Source organism: Mycobacterium sp. ELW1, from assembly GCF_008329905.1.
Taxonomy (GTDB): domain Bacteria; phylum Actinomycetota; class Actinomycetes; order Mycobacteriales; family Mycobacteriaceae; genus Mycobacterium.
On sequence record NZ_CP032155.1, the window covers coordinates 1447993 to 1461969 of the forward strand.

The 13977-nt window shown below is 68.0% G+C and carries 15 protein-coding genes; 13 read left to right on the forward strand and 2 right to left on the reverse strand.

Annotated features, from left to right (window positions below; all coding sequences use genetic code 11):
• Nucleotides 1–54 precede the first annotated feature (54 nt).
• The 4 genes from mca to D3H54_RS06770 are packed head-to-tail and all read left to right on the forward strand — an operon-like array spanning nucleotide 55 to nucleotide 3566.
• The gene (mca, locus tag D3H54_RS06755) at nucleotides 55–927 is read left to right on the forward strand and encodes a mycothiol conjugate amidase Mca (protein WP_149378390.1); all 873 of its coding nucleotides are present in this window, start codon (nucleotides 55–57) and stop codon (nucleotides 925–927) included.
• Nucleotides 924–1205, forward strand: a complete 282-nt coding sequence (locus D3H54_RS06760; RefSeq protein ID WP_149378391.1) for a hypothetical protein — start codon at nucleotides 924–926, stop codon at nucleotides 1203–1205. The genes mca and D3H54_RS06760 overlap by 4 nt, the downstream gene beginning before the upstream one ends.
• Nucleotides 1189–3189, forward strand: a complete 2001-nt coding sequence (locus tag D3H54_RS06765) for a thioredoxin domain-containing protein (protein WP_149378392.1) — start codon at nucleotides 1189–1191, stop codon at nucleotides 3187–3189. The genes D3H54_RS06760 and D3H54_RS06765 overlap by 17 nt, the downstream gene beginning before the upstream one ends.
• Before the next feature lie 11 nt (nucleotides 3190–3200).
• Nucleotides 3201–3566: a nuclear transport factor 2 family protein gene (locus tag D3H54_RS06770; protein ID WP_149378393.1), complete on the forward strand. Its 366-nt coding sequence runs from the start codon at nucleotides 3201–3203 to the stop codon at nucleotides 3564–3566.
• 10 nt (nucleotides 3567–3576) lie between these two features.
• Here the strand turns inward: D3H54_RS06770 and trhA are convergent, their stop codons facing one another.
• Nucleotides 3577–4311, reverse strand: coding sequence for a PAQR family membrane homeostasis protein TrhA (trhA, locus tag D3H54_RS06775; protein WP_149378394.1), 735 nt, complete (start codon nucleotides 4309–4311; stop codon nucleotides 3577–3579).
• Between the two features lie 52 nt (nucleotides 4312–4363).
• On the opposite strand from trhA, the gene D3H54_RS06780 reads away from it, so the two are divergent.
• The 5 genes from D3H54_RS06780 (at nucleotide 4364) to D3H54_RS06800 (ending at nucleotide 7882) form a co-directional block, all read left to right on the forward strand.
• On the forward strand, nucleotides 4364–5161 hold the full coding sequence (locus D3H54_RS06780; RefSeq protein WP_149378395.1) for a (2Z,6E)-farnesyl diphosphate synthase: 798 nt from the start codon (nucleotides 4364–4366) through the stop codon (nucleotides 5159–5161).
• The gene (locus tag D3H54_RS06785) at nucleotides 5161–6531 is read left to right on the forward strand and encodes a hypothetical protein (RefSeq protein WP_149378396.1); all 1371 of its coding nucleotides are present in this window, start codon (nucleotides 5161–5163) and stop codon (nucleotides 6529–6531) included. Before D3H54_RS06780 ends, D3H54_RS06785 begins: the two co-directional genes overlap by 1 nt.
• A 69-nt stretch (nucleotides 6532–6600) precedes the next feature.
• Nucleotides 6601–7023, forward strand: a complete 423-nt coding sequence (locus D3H54_RS06790) for a hypothetical protein (protein WP_149378397.1) — start codon at nucleotides 6601–6603, stop codon at nucleotides 7021–7023.
• Nucleotides 7020–7418 carry a hypothetical protein gene (locus tag D3H54_RS06795; RefSeq protein WP_149378398.1) on the forward strand — a complete coding sequence of 133 codons (399 nt, stop codon included), beginning with the start codon at nucleotides 7020–7022 and terminating at the stop codon, nucleotides 7416–7418. Before D3H54_RS06790 ends, D3H54_RS06795 begins: the two co-directional genes overlap by 4 nt.
• A 41-nt stretch (nucleotides 7419–7459) precedes the next feature.
• Nucleotides 7460–7882 carry a hypothetical protein gene (locus D3H54_RS06800; RefSeq protein ID WP_149378399.1) on the forward strand — a complete coding sequence of 141 codons (423 nt, stop codon included), beginning with the start codon at nucleotides 7460–7462 and terminating at the stop codon, nucleotides 7880–7882.
• Between the two features lie 8 nt (nucleotides 7883–7890).
• Here D3H54_RS06800 and coaA read toward each other — a convergent pair whose 3' ends face one another.
• The gene (gene coaA / locus D3H54_RS06805; RefSeq protein WP_149378400.1) at nucleotides 7891–8829 is read right to left on the reverse strand and encodes a type I pantothenate kinase; all 939 of its coding nucleotides are present in this window, start codon (nucleotides 8827–8829) and stop codon (nucleotides 7891–7893) included.
• Between the two features lie 30 nt (nucleotides 8830–8859).
• Here coaA and D3H54_RS06810 point away from each other — a divergent pair, with 30 nt between their 5' ends.
• The 4 genes from D3H54_RS06810 to phoH2 all read left to right on the forward strand — a co-directional run bounded on the left by D3H54_RS06810 (nucleotide 8860) and on the right by phoH2 (nucleotide 13969).
• On the forward strand, nucleotides 8860–10077 hold the full coding sequence (locus D3H54_RS06810) for a DUF885 domain-containing protein (protein WP_149378401.1): 1218 nt from the start codon (nucleotides 8860–8862) through the stop codon (nucleotides 10075–10077).
• Nucleotides 10078–10100: 23 nt separating this feature from the next.
• Nucleotides 10101–11567 (forward strand): glycine hydroxymethyltransferase, encoded by a 1467-nt coding sequence (locus D3H54_RS06815; protein ID WP_149378402.1) that lies wholly within the window; start codon nucleotides 10101–10103, stop codon nucleotides 11565–11567.
• A gap of 69 nt (nucleotides 11568–11636) precedes the next feature.
• Nucleotides 11637–12464: an acyl-ACP desaturase gene (locus D3H54_RS06820; RefSeq protein WP_149378403.1), complete on the forward strand. Its 828-nt coding sequence runs from the start codon at nucleotides 11637–11639 to the stop codon at nucleotides 12462–12464.
• Between the two features lie 185 nt (nucleotides 12465–12649).
• Nucleotides 12650–13969 carry an RNA 5'-3' helicase PhoH2 gene (gene phoH2 / locus D3H54_RS06825; protein ID WP_149378404.1) on the forward strand — a complete coding sequence of 440 codons (1320 nt, stop codon included), beginning with the start codon at nucleotides 12650–12652 and terminating at the stop codon, nucleotides 13967–13969.
• Nucleotides 13970–13977 lie beyond the last annotated feature (8 nt).

Here is a 13977-nt window from a genome sequence, read left to right on the forward strand (position 1 = left end):
GCTGTTACATCAGCACGTAAGGCCCGATGACAAGACTGTGAGTACAGGGGAGACGTGACCGAACTGCGGCTGATGGCTGTGCACGCCCATCCGGACGACGAGTCCAGTAAGGGCGCAGCAACCGTTGCCCGGTACGCCGCCGAAGGCCACCGGGTCATGGTGGTGACTCTGACCGGCGGCGAACGTGGCGACATTCTGAACCCGGCGATGGACCTGCCCGAAGTGCGCGGCCGGATCGCCGACATCCGGCGCGACGAGATGGCCCGGGCCGCGGAGATCCTCGGGGTCGAACACCACTGGCTGGGGTTCGAGGACTCCGGGCTGCCCGAAGGCGATCCGCCGCCGCCGCTGCCCGACGGCTGCTTTGCGTTGGTGCCGCTGGAGCAGCCCGTCGGCGAATTGGTGAAGCTGATCCGTGAGTTCCGTCCGCACGTGATGACCACCTACGACGAGAACGGTGGCTATCCGCATCCGGATCACATTCGCTGCCATGAGGTTTCGGTGGCGGCCTATGAAGCCGCGGCCGACTACCGGCTGTATCCCGACGCCGGCGAACCCTGGGCGGTCAGCAAGCTCTACTACAACCACGGCTTTCTGCGGGCGCGCCTGCAGCTGCTGCAGGACGAGTTCGCCAAGCACGGCCAGGAAGGCCCGTTCGCCAGCTGGCTGGCCAAGTGGGACCCGGAGATCGACATCTTCGCCGGGCGGGTGACCACCCGGGTGTTGTGCTCGGAGTACTTCAACCAGCGCGATGAAGCCCTCAAGGCGCACGCCACCCAGATCGACCCGGACGGATTCTTTTTCGCGACGCCCATAGAGTGGCAGCAGCGGTTGTGGCCCACCGAGGAGTTCGAACTGGCTCGTTCGCGGGTGCCCGCCAAGTTGCCTGAAGACGACCTGTTCACCGGAATCGAGATCTTCGAGTGAGAGACCTGTTCACGACGGCCGTGTGGGTGCTGGCTGATCCGCCCAAGAACACCGGCCCGGATTTCGGCAAGGCCAGCCCGTTCGGCCTGCTGATCGTCGTCATCCTGCTGATCTCCGTCTTCATTCTGGTGTGGTCGATGAACCGGCACCTCAAGAAGCTGCCCAAGAGCTTCGATGAGGAGCCGGTCGAGGGCGAAGCGATCGGTGCAGCGACAACCGACGACGCCGCCGGCACCGAGCGCGAGACCAAGACGCCCCCGCATGAGCCCGGCGGCTAACACCCTCGGCAGCGCGACCAGCCCCTATCTGCGTCAGCACGCCGACAACCCGGTCCACTGGCAGCAGTGGACCCCCGAGGCGCTGGCCGAGGCGGCGCGCCGGGACGTGCCGATCCTGTTGTCCGTCGGGTATGCGGCCTGCCACTGGTGCCATGTGATGGCCCACGAGTCCTTCGAGTCCGAGGACGTCGCAGCCGTGGCGAATGAACATTTCGTCTGCATCAAGGTCGATCGCGAGGAGCGGCCGGACCTGGATGCGGTGTACATGAACGCGACAGTGGCGATGACCGGCCAGGGCGGCTGGCCGATGACCTGCTTCCTGACCCCCGACGGCCGGCCGTTCTTCTGCGGCACCTACTACCCGAAGCCGCAGTTTCTGCAGCTGTTGGACGCGGTGTCCGAGACCTGGCAGACCCGCCGCGACGAGGTCGAAGAGGCATCCGATCAGGTGGCCGGGGAGCTGCGCCGAATGACAACCGGCCTGCCTGACGGCGGGCCGGAGATCGAGCCCGCGCTGTGCGACCACGCCGTCCTGGCGATCCTGCGCGACGAGGACGTCGAGCGTGGTGGCTTCGGGCGGGCCCCCAAGTTCCCGCCGTCGGCGTTGCTCGAGGCGCTGCTGCGGTCCTACGAACGCACGGGCTCGCCGCTGCCGTTGGACGCCGTCGTTCGGGCCGGCACGGCGATGGGTCGCGGCGGCATCTACGACCAGCTGGCCGGCGGGTTCGCGCGCTACAGCGTCGACGCGGACTGGGTGGTGCCGCACTTCGAGAAGATGCTCTACGACAACGCCCTGCTGCTGCGGGCGTACGCGCACTGGGGCAGACGCACGGGTGACCCGCTGGCCTTCCGGATCGCGGCCGAGACCGCCGGCTTTCTGCTGAACGATCTCGCCGACGGCGGCATGTTCATCTCGGCGTTGGACGCCGACGCCGCGGGTGTCGAAGGCTCGACGTATGTGTGGACGCCGGCGCAGTTGAACGAGGTGCTCGGTGAGGACGACGGCGCATGGGCGGCAAGCCTTTTCGCGGTCACCGAGGGTGGCACCTTCGAGCACGGGTCGTCGGTGCTGCAGTTGCCTGCCGGTCCCGACGACGCCGAGCGCTTCGAGCGGGTCCGTGCGGCGCTGCTCGCCGCCCGCTCGACGCGGGTGCAGCCGGCCCGCGACGACAAGATCGTCACGGCGTGGAACGGCTTGGCCATCACCGCACTCGCCGAAGCCAGTGTGGCCCTTGATGTTCCACCCCTGCTGACGGCGGCGTCGCGGTGCGCGCGGGCCCTGCTGGATCTACACATCGTCGACGGCAGGCTGCGGCGGGCGAGCCTTGGCGGGGTAGTGGGCGACAGTGCGGGCATCCTCGAGGACCACGCCGCGCTGGCCACCGGGTTGCTGACGCTCCACCAGCTCACCGGTGAGGCGGCGTGGCTGGCGAGCGCCACCGATCTGCTCGACATCGCGCTGCGGCACTTCGCCGACCCGGATCGTCCGGGCCGCTGGTTCGACACCGCGGACGATGCCGAGCAGCTGATGGTCCGTCCCGCCGACGCGTTGGACAACGCCACGCCGGCGGGCGCCTCGCTGATCGCCGAAGCGCTGCTGACCGCCGCCCACCTGGTCGACGCCGACCGCGCGGCTCGCTATGGACAGGCCGCCGAGGCCGCCTTGTCGGCGCATTCGGCTCTGCTGGCCCGTGCGCCGAGGTCGGCCGGTCACTGGCTGGCGGTCGCCGAGGCGGCAGTGCGCGGTCCGCTGCAGGTGGCTGTCGCCTGCGACGGACCTGACTCTGAATTGCTTTCCGCCGCGCGGCGATTGGCGCCCGGCGGCGCCATCGTCGTCGGTGGGGCCGTCAACTCCTCGCCGCTGCTGGAAGGCCGCGACCGGATCGGTGGAAGCGACGCGGCCTACGTGTGTCGCGGCCGGACCTGTGACTTGCCGGTGACGGGAGCCAGGGAACTCGCCGACGCGCTGGGTGTGTCCGTGTAGCGTTTGCGGCCATGAGTGATGCCCTCGATCTCGAAGCCCTGGTCAACCGTTACCTGAGCACCGTCGCCGCGGGCAAAGCGGCCGATGTCGCGGCGCTGTACGCCGAGGACGCCACGCTGGAGGATCCGGTCGGCTGCGGCGAAGTCCACATCGGCCGGCAGGCGATCGAGGGCTTCTACAAGAACGTCGAAGGCGCCGAGGTGAAGTCGGAGCTGCTGTCGTTCCGCGCAGGTGGTACCGAGGCGGCGTTCATGTTCGCCCTCACGGTCGCGGGCGCGATGCGGATCGAGGTCATCGAGGTGATGGCGTTCAACAACGACGGCGAGATCACGTCGATGAAGGCCTACTGGGGCCCGGAGAACGTCACCCAGCTCTGAGCAGTCCCAGTCAGAAGACCGCGAACCACATCGCGATGTAGTGGCAGGTGGCCGCCACTGCGGTGCAGGCATGGAAGAACTCGTGGTGGCCGAACGTGGTCGGCCACGGGTTGGGCCACTTCAGTCCGTAAAGGACCCCGCCGACGCTGTACAACGCGCCGCCGACGATCAGCAGCACCATGGCGGCGACCCCGGCGCCGTTCATGATCGGGACGATGAACCACACCGCGACCCAGCCCAGCAGCAGATAGAGCGGAACGCCCACCCACCGCGGCGCCGACGGCCAGAAACACTTCAGGACCACGCCGGCCAGCGCGCCGCTCCACACGATCGTCAGTAGGACGGCGCCGCTCTTCTCGGGCAGCGCCAACATCGCGAACGGCGTGTAGCTGCCCGCGATGAAGATGAAGATCATCGAGTGGTCGAGCCGCTTCATCCACTTGCGGGCGTTCGGCGACGTCCAGTTCACCCGGTGGTAGGTGGCGCTGACGGTGAACATCGCCACGATCGTCAGCGTGTAGATCAGGGTGGAGACGCCGGCCCTCGTCGATTCCACCGACCACGACACCGACACCAGCGCGGCACCGGCGATCGCCGCGATGACGGCGGCATAGACGTGAATCCAGCCTCGCAGCCGTGGTTTTCCGAAGAACTCGACAGCGGCGTCGACGACGGCCTCGGGGAAGTCCTCCGCGTCGGATGACTTGGATCGGCGGGGATCGGTGGTGTCGACTCCTGCGGTCATCTCACCTCCATTGCCCAGGGGCTACCTATCGCTCACAGTAGTCTGGATTGTCGTGGAGATCATTCCCCCGCGTCTCAAGGACCCGGCCTACCGGCTCTACGAGATGCGGCTGCGCCAGGAGCTGGCGCGCTCCAAGTCGCAGCTACCCCGCCATATCGCCGTCCTGTGCGACGGCAACCGGCGCTGGGCTCGTGATGCTGGTCACGACGACGTCGCCTACGGCTATCGGATGGGTGCGGCCAAGATCGCCGAAATGCTGCGCTGGTGCGCCGAATCCGGCATCGAGATGGCCACGGTGTACCTGTTGTCGACGGAGAACCTGCAGCGCGATCCGGAGGAATTGTCGGAGCTGATCGAGATCATCACCGACGTCGTGGAACAGATATGTGCACCGGCCAACCGCTGGAGTGTGCGGACCGTCGGCGATCTGGAACTTCTCGGCGAGGAGCCGGCGCGACGGCTGCGCGACGCCGTGGACAGCACCGCGCCGCTGGCGTCGACGGCGGCATTTCACGTCAACGTCGCCGTCGGTTACGGCGGTCGCCAGGAGATCGTCGACGCCGTGCGTGCGCTGCTGAGCAAGCAGCTGGCCAACGGTGCCAGCCCCGAACAGCTGATCGAAGCCGTCACGATCGACGGCATCTCGGAGAACCTGTACACCTCGGGGCAGCCCGATCCCGATCTGGTGATCCGGACGTCGGGGGAGCAGCGGCTGTCCGGCTTCCTGTTGTGGCAGAGCGCCTATTCGGAGATGTGGTTCACCGAGGCGCACTGGCCGGCGTTCCGCCGGGTGGACTTCCTGCGCGCGTTGCGCGCCTATAGCCGCAGACATCGTCGATTCGGCATGTGATGGCTGCGCTGTCAGCAGTGGTGTTCACGCTGAGCTGGTGGCTCGGCTTGTATCTGTTGGCGCGTGATCCGCGTAAACCGGTGCTGGCACTGGCCGCGGTGGGGCTGTGCGGTTTCGCCGCCGTGGTGGCGTTGGATGCGGTGCGGGTAGTCAGCGTCGCGCACGCCCACCTGCTCGGCCAGATCGAGATCTACCTTGTCGCGGTGCCCGGGGTGGCCTGGTTCGCCGTCGTCCTGGAACTGGCCCGACCGACCGACACCTGGCGCGGGCGCGCCACCGAACTGACGCTCGTCGGCGTGGTCGCCGCACTGACAGTCGTGGGCGCGGTGCTGGCCGGCTCGGTCGAGGGCCCGCTGCGCACCGGCCACTGGGTGATGTTCGCGGTGATCTCGGTGTCGACGCTGGGCGCCACGGTGGCCGCCGTACGCCGGGCCGCGCAGCCCGGCCGGGTCGCCGGTGTGGTGGTCATCGCCACGCTGTTCTTCGCGCTGGGCAACGCGATCCTGGTGATCCCGCTGGGCTTGGTGCCGAGCTGGCTGGCGTTGGCGTCCACCGGTTTTGACGTGCTGCTGCTGGGTCTGGCGGTCGCGCTGTGGGATGCGTTCGACGAAGGCCAGGCACTGCGCGCCGACATGCTGCGGTCGTTCATCGCATCGGCGGTGGTGGCGGTGTTGTTCGGTGGGCAGGCGCTGATCGGGATGGCGGTCACCGGCGCCGACGGCCCGGGGCGCACCGCGCTGACCGCGTTGCTGTTCACCAGTCTCGCGGTTGCCATCGCCATCAACGTGCTGGCCGACCCGCTGGCCGGGCTGCTGGACCGGCTGGCCTTCTCGCGGTCGCCGCGTCTGCGCGCCGACCGCGCCGCCCTGCGCGGGGCGGAAGCCGCGCTGCCGCTGGTCGCCGAGAACCCGTTGGACGCCCTCGACGACGAGGCCTTCGCGCGGCTGACCCGCCGCGCCCTGGGCCACTACGGCGATCTGTCCAAACTCGTCGCCAGCCCACTCACGCAGTTGCCTGTCATCGACCAGCGGCTGGCCGCCCGCGGAGCGGCCGACCAGCCGGTGGAGCGCGCCAACGAACTCAAGGCACTGCTGGCCGATCACATCGCCCGGCTCAAGCCCCGCGACGGCGGCGAGTTCGGCACGACAGAGCACTGGCGCTACTACAACTCGCTGTATTTCCCGTACGTCGTCGGGGTGCGCGCCTACGCCCAGAACGCCACCGCCGCCGGCCTGGATCCGGTCGCCCGGCAGGCCTGGCAGTGGTTCGTCACCGAGGTGCCGCAGCGTTCGCTGCACAACTGGCAGAACGCCGCGGCCCGGTTGATCGCCGCGGACCTGCGCGCCCGGATGGCCGTCTCACAGCCCTGAGCTGCACTTGGCAGTGCTTGGCAGTGCCAGGCGTCGATCTGGCAGTGCTCGGCGAGCACCGTGATGACCATGACCGCCATAACCACCGGGAACCATCCGTTCTCCGATTCACAAGATTCGCTACTGCGTTTCGCGATGCGCATCGACGCCACCCTCACCGGCGTGCTCGGGCTGGCCATCGCGGCGACCGCCGACCCGTTGGGCCGGCTGACGGGTCTGACCGCGGCGCAGGGCTATATCGCCGGCGCCGCGTTCGTCCTCTGCGGGCTCGTCGTCTACGCGCTGGCCGCGTCACCCGACCTTCGCCGCGTCGGCGCGGGACTGGTCGCGTTCAACGTCGCGGGCACCGTCGGCTTCATCGCACTCGCCGAGACCGCGGTGTTGCCGCTGACCACCTTGGGATCCATCACCGCGCTGGCCGCCGGCCTCTACACCGCCACCTTCGCTGTCCTGCAATACCTCGGAATTCGCCGTCTGGAGGCACACTCATGACCACCACCCTGTCCACCACCACCTCGTCGGATTCGTTGCTGCGCATGGCGATGCGGGTCGACGCCATCCTGTCCGGCCTGTGCGGCATCACCCTGATGGCCGCCGCCGGCCCGATCTCCGGGCTCACCGGCTTCCCGAAAGCCGCCGAGTTCACCACCGGGGCGGTCTTCGTCGTCTACGCCGTGGTGGTGTTCCTCGCCGCGAGACTGCGCCACGTGCGCACCGCAGGCATCGCCACCGCGATCGCGAATCTGGTCTTCACCGTCGCCGCCGTCGTGGTCGTGATCGCGCTCGATATGACAACGGCGGGCGTGGTCGCGATGCTGGCAAGTGGCGTCTACACCCTGGTGTTCGCTGACCTGCAGTACCTCGGGGTTCGCCGCATCAAGGCGTGACCGGTCCTGCCCGGACGCGCGGCGGGGCTAGGGTTGGGCCCATGCATGTAGTAGCGTTCGCCGCCGCGCGCAAGGCGGTCCTGGAAGAAGCCGGCGGGGTCACCGCAGAAGGCTTCCCGATGACGAGCTGCTACGTGGAGAGCCTGCCAGCGCAGATCACCGTGCCGCTGGTCCTGGCTGTGCACGCCCAGGGCGGCACCGACTACGAGCCGCGCCGCTTCATCGTCGCGAAATCGCCTGAGGGCGAGCGGGTCGGGCTGCTGGAGTTCGCCTGGCAGTGGCCGGACAACCCCGGGGTGCCGGTGAAGTTCCGGGTCTTCGCCCACCACCTGCCGATCACCGTGTATTCCGCGGGGGTCTACAGCGTGGGCCTCTACGAGGATCCCGACGGCGCCGAGGCGGAGTTCGAGTTCCCGCTGCCGGTGCTGCGGCTCAACCCGCTCACCGGAGCGCCGACCAACTAGGTCTCCCGCTAGAGCTTGCGCAGCCGCAGCCGGTTGATCGAGTGATCGGCGTCCTTGCGCAGCACCAGCGTTGCCCGCGGGCGGGTCGGCAGGATGTTCTCGATCAGGTTGGGCCGGTTGATCGAACTCCAGATCTCCCGGGCGGCCGCGACGGCCTGGGTGTCGGTCAGGCCCGCGTAGTGGTGGAAGTGCGACGCCGGGTCGGCGAACGCGCCCGCCCGCATGGCCAGGAACCGGTCGACGTACCACTTCTCGATGTCCTCGATGCGGGCGTCGACGTAGACGGAGAAGTCGAACAGGTCCGACACCATCAGGGTCGGACCTGTCTGCAGGACGTTGAGTCCCTCGAGGATGAGGATGTCCGGGTGGGTCACGACGTGTTTCTCGCCCGGGACGATGTCGTAGATCAGGTGTGAGTACACCGGGGCGCACACCTGATCGGCGCCGGACTTCACCGTCGTCACGAACCGCATCAGCGCGCGGCGGTTGTAGCTTTCCGGGAAACCCTTGCGATGCATCAGGTTTCGACGGTCCAGTTCGGCGTTGGGATACAGGAAGCCGTCGGTGGTGACCAGGTCGACGCGGGGGTGGTGCTCCCAGCGGGCCAGCAGCGCCTGCAGGACACGGGCGGTGGTGGACTTGCCGACGGCCACGCTGCCCGCCACACCGATGACGAACGGCACCGGCCGGTCCGGGTTCTGCTGCGGCTCGCCGAGGAACTCGGAGGTGGCGGCGAACAGCCGCTGACGCGCAGCCACCTGCAGGTGGATGAGCCGGGCCAGCGGAAGGTAGACCTCTTCGACCTCGAGCAGGTCGATCTGCTCGCCCAGGCCGCGCAGCCCGATCAGTTCGTCCTCCGTGAGCTTCAACGGGGTCGACATGCGCAGTGAACGCCATTGACTCCGGTCGAACTCGACGTAAGGGCTGGGTTCGCTCAGCCGCGCCATGGTGCCAGTCTTGCAGTTAGCTTGGTTGACATGCAGCCCGGCACCCTTATCCGCGATTACTTAACCCTCGGTTTGCGGTTCGACCGTATCGAGGACGGCTACGTCGATTCCTTCACCGGCGATCCCGAGTTGCGCCGCGCCGTGGCCGACGAGCCCGCTCCCGAGCCGGCCGAACTGGTCCGGCAGGCCGACCGGTTGCTGGCCGAACTGCCCGGCGTCGCCCGCACGGGTGGCTTCACCGACCAGCGCGCCGACTTCATCGGTGCACATCTGCGGGCCCTGCAGTTCTCCGCGCGCAAGTTCGCCGGCGAGGACGTGGGTTTCGTCGACGAGGTGCGTAATTACTTCGACGTCGAGATCAGCCGCGGTGACCCCGAGCGCTACCGCGCCGCCCACGCCCGCATCGACGAGGTCCTCGGCGGCAGCGGGCCGCTGGCCGACCGGATGGAGGCGCACCGCCGCTCCGACGAGATCCCGCCTGAACGGCTCGAGGAGTGCATTCACGCGTTCTCCAGCGCGCTGCGCGACACGGTGCGGGCCACCTACCCGCTGCCCGACGCCGAGACCATCGTCTACGAGGTGGTCACCGACAAGCCGTGGTCCGGCTTCAACTACTACAACGGCGACTACCGCTCGACGGTCGCGGTCAATGCCGACCTCAAGCAGCAGATGGCCAACCTGCCCCGGCTGGTGGCCCACGAGGCCTACCCCGGTCACCACACCGAGCACTGCCGCAAGGAGGCCGGGCTGGTGGCCGGCCAGGACCAGCAGGAGCAGACCATCTTCCTGGTGAACACCCCGCAGTGCCTGATGGCCGAAGGGCTCGCCGACCTGGCGTTGTATGCCGCGGTCGGGCCGCGGTGGGGGAGTTGGGCCGGAGACATCTACGCCGACCTCGGGCTGCGGTTCGACGGCGAGCGGGCCGAGGCGCTGTCGGAGGCGACGGCGGCGCTCGCCGACGTCCGCCAGGACGCGGCGCTGATGCTGCATGACGAGCATCGTGACGTCGACGAGGTCGTCGCCTTCCTGCAGCGCTGGCTGCTGGTCGACGACACCCGAGCCCGGCAGATGCTGCGGTTCCTGTCCTCGCCGCTGTGGCGCGCCTACACCAGTACCTACGTCGAGGGGTACCGCCTGCTGCGGGGCTGGCTCGACGACCGGCCGGCCGGGGTGAGCCTGACCGAACGGTTCGGCCGGCTGCTCGACGAGCCGCTGATTCCGTCTGCGTTGCGGGTCGACGCGGCCTGAACAGGGCCGGATAGGCTTGGGTCATGACCGCAGACTCGACGATTTCGACTCACGCCCCCGCTCAGGGCGCCGACTACGCCGCCACCGCCAGCGAGGCGTACCGGGCGGCGTTAAAGGTCATCGAGTCCGTCGAGCCGCGGATTGCCGATGCGACCCGCAAAGAGCTTGCCGATCAACGGGATTCGTTGAAACTGATCGCGAGCGAGAACTACGCCTCACCCGCGGTGCTGCTGACCATGGGCACCTGGTTCTCGGACAAGTACGCCGAGGGCACGGTCGGCCACCGGTTCTACGCTGCCTGCCAGAACGTCGACACCGTCGAGTCGCTGGCCGCCGAGCACGCGCGCGAACTCTTCGGCGCCCCCTACGCCTATGCCCAGCCGCACTCGGGCATCGACGCCAACCTGGTCGCGTTCTGGGCCATCCTGGCGACCCGGATCGAGGCGCCCGCCCTGACCGATTCCGGGGTCAAGCACATCAACGACCTCTCCGAGGCCGAGTGGGAACGGCTGCGTGCCCGGCTGGGTAGCCAGCGGTTGCTGGGCATGTCGCTCGACGCGGGCGGTCACCTCACCCACGGCTTCCGGCCCAACATCTCCGGCAAGATGTTCCACCAGCGCAGCTACGGCACCGATCCTCAGACCGGCCTGATCGACTACGACGCCATCCGTGCCGCCGCCAAGGAGTTCAAGCCGCTGATCCTGGTCGCGGGCTATTCGGCCTACCCGCGGCGGATCAACTTCGCCACGATGCGCGAGATCGCCGACGAGGTCGGCGCCACCCTGATGGTCGACATGGCGCACTTCGCCGGGCTGGTCGCAGGCAAGGTGTTCACCGGCGATGAGGATCCGGTGCCGCACGCCCACGTCACCACCACGACCACGCACAAGTCGCTGCGCGGCCCGCGCGGTGGTCTGGTGCTGGCCACCGAGGAGTTCGCCCCCGCCGTCGACAAGGGGTGCCCGATGGTGCTGGGTGGGCCGCTGTCACATGTCATGGCCGCCAAGGCCGTTGCGCTGGCCGAGGCGCGCCAGCCGTCGTTCCAGGCGTACGCCCAGCGGATCGCCGACAATGCCAAGGCCTTCGCCGAGGGTCTGCTCAAGCGGGGCGCGACCCTGGTCACCGGCGGTACCGACAACCATCTGGTGCTGCTCGACGTCCAGTCCTACGGGCTGACCGGCCGTCAGGCCGAGTCCGCGCTGCTGGATTCCGGTGTGGTCACCAACCGCAACGCGATCCCGTCCGACCCGAACGGCGCCTGGTACACCAGCGGCATCCGGTTCGGCACGCCGGCGCTGACCACCCGTGGGTTCGGTCCCGAGGAGTTCGACCGGGTCGCCGAGCTGGTGGTCGAGGTGCTGACCAACACCCAGGCGGAGGGTTCGTCCAAGGCCAAGTACACGCTGGCCGATGGCACGGCGGATCGGGTGCACGCCGCCGCCGCCGAAATGCTGGCGGCCAACCCGCTGTATCCCGGGCTGACCCTGTAGGAAGTCGGGCCGGCGAAACGCCGGTGGCCGGGTTTTTAAACACCCGTGTCTTTGAGTTACAGTTACTTCATGGCACAGAAACCTGTCGCGAATGCGCTGACGCTCGAACTTGAGCCGGTTGTCGCTGACAATCTGGTTCGCTATTTGGCCACCGCCGATGAGTGGTACGGCCACGACTACGTCCCGTTCGACCAGGGCGAGAACTTCGCCTTTCTGGGCGGCAAGGACTGGGAGCCCGCCCAGGTCACCTTGCCCTCCGAGGTCGTCGACGCCCTGGAGATCCTGCTGATCACCAAGGACAACCTCGCCGGGTACCACCGCGAGCTGGTCGAACATTTCATCCTCCAGGACAAGTGGGGCCGCTGGTTGGGCCGCTGGACCGCCGAGGAGAACCTGCACGCCATCGCGCTGCGGAACTACCTCGTCGTCACCCGCAACTTCGATCCGACCGCCAATGAGGACGTTCGCGTCAACCACGTCATGCGCGGCTACCGGGCCAAGAGCTTCACCCAGATCGAGACGCTGGTGTTCATGGCGCTCTACGAGCGTGCCCACGCCGTGTTCACCCGCAACCTCGAGGCCAGGATCGACGAGCCGGTGCTCAAGGGACTGGTTGGCCGAATCGCCGCCGACGAAGAGCGGCACGAAGAGTTCTTCGCCAACCTGGTTGCGCACTGCCTGCAAACCCACCGGGAGTCGACGATCAACTCGATCGCCCGGCGCGCGGGCGGCTTCGGTCTGGTCGGCGGCGACATCTGGGAGTACCAGGACAAGCTGAACAACGTCGCTCAGGCCGGCATCTTCGGCTACGAAACCTCGCGCAAGGTGGTCACCGATCGCATCGCGGCCTGGGGTCTGACCGACGAGGCGACGCTGAAGAAAATCGTTCGCTCGTAACACGCCCGCGCGCCTGATCGGCGCGCACCGCGCTACCGGAGTAGCGTCACTTTCGATGGCTAGCGACATGCTCTGCTGTCCGGGCGGTACCTATCGTTTCGACTACGACAGGACCGGTCCCGGTCCTGGTGCCGCAGTGTCCGCCGAGGGGTTCGCGGGGACCGCGTGAACCTGAGGAGCGCCCAGTGACCGATTCGCAGTCGCCCGTTCGGACGTATGTGCTCGACACCTCAGTTCTGTTGTCCGACCCGTGGGCGTGCACCCGGTTCGCCGAACACGAAGTGGTGGTACCGCTCGTGGTCATCAGTGAACTGGAAGCCAAACGCCACCACCACGAGTTGGGTTGGTTCGCCCGACAGGCGCTGCGGTTGTTCGACGATCTCCGTCTGGAACACGGTCGCTTGGATCAGCCGATACCCATTGGCACACAAGGCGGAACGCTCAACGTCGAACTCAACCACAGCGACCAGTCGGTGCTGCCGTCCGGGTTCCGCACCGAGAACAACGACACGCGGATCCTGACGGTGGCCGCCAACCTGGCTGCCGAGGGCAAGCGAGTCACGTTGGTCAGCAAGGACATTCCGCTGCGGGTCAAGGCGGGCGCGGTCGGTTTGCTGGCCGACGAATACCACGCCCAGGACGTGATCACCTCGGGCTGGACCGGGATGACCGAGCTCGATGTGGCCCCCGAGGATGTCGACACGATCTTCGCCGACGGCGAGATCGATCTCGAAGAGGCGCGTAACCTGCCGTGCCACACCGGCGTTCGTCTGCTCGGCGCCAACTCCAGCGCGCTGGGCCGGGTGAACGCCGACAAGAAGGTTCAGCTGGTGCGGGGTGATCGCGAAGTGTTCGGCCTCCGGGGAAGGTCCGCCGAACAACGCGTCGCCCTCGATCTGCTGCAGGACGAATCGGTGGGCATCGTGTCGCTGGGCGGCAAGGCCGGCACCGGCAAGTCGGCGCTGGCGCTGTGCGCCGGTCTCGAGGCGGTGCTCGAGCGCCGCACCCAGCGCAAGGTCGTGGTGTTCCGGCCGCTGTACGCCGTCGGCGGCCAGGAACTGGGCTACCTGCCGGGCAGCGAGAGCGACAAGATGGGCCCGTGGGCGCAGGCCGTCTTCGACACCCTCGAGGGACTGGCGTCACCGGCCGTGCTGGAAGAAGTGCTCTCTCGCGGGATGCTGGAGGTGCTGCCCCTGACGCACATCCGCGGCCGTTCGCTGCACGACTCGTTCGTGATCGTCGACGAAGCGCAGTCCCTGGAGCGCAACGTGCTGCTGACCGTGCTGTCGCGGCTGGGCAGCGGGTCGCGGGTGGTGCTGACCCATGATGTCGCGCAGCGCGACAACCTTCGGGTCGGGCGTCACGACGGTGTCGCCGCGGTCATCGAGAAGCTCAAGGGCCACCCGCTGTTCGCCCACATCACGCTGATGCGCAGCGAACGTTCGCCGATCGCCGCACTGGTCACCGAGATGCTCGAGGAGATCAGCCCCGGAGCCCTGCCATGATGCGCCGG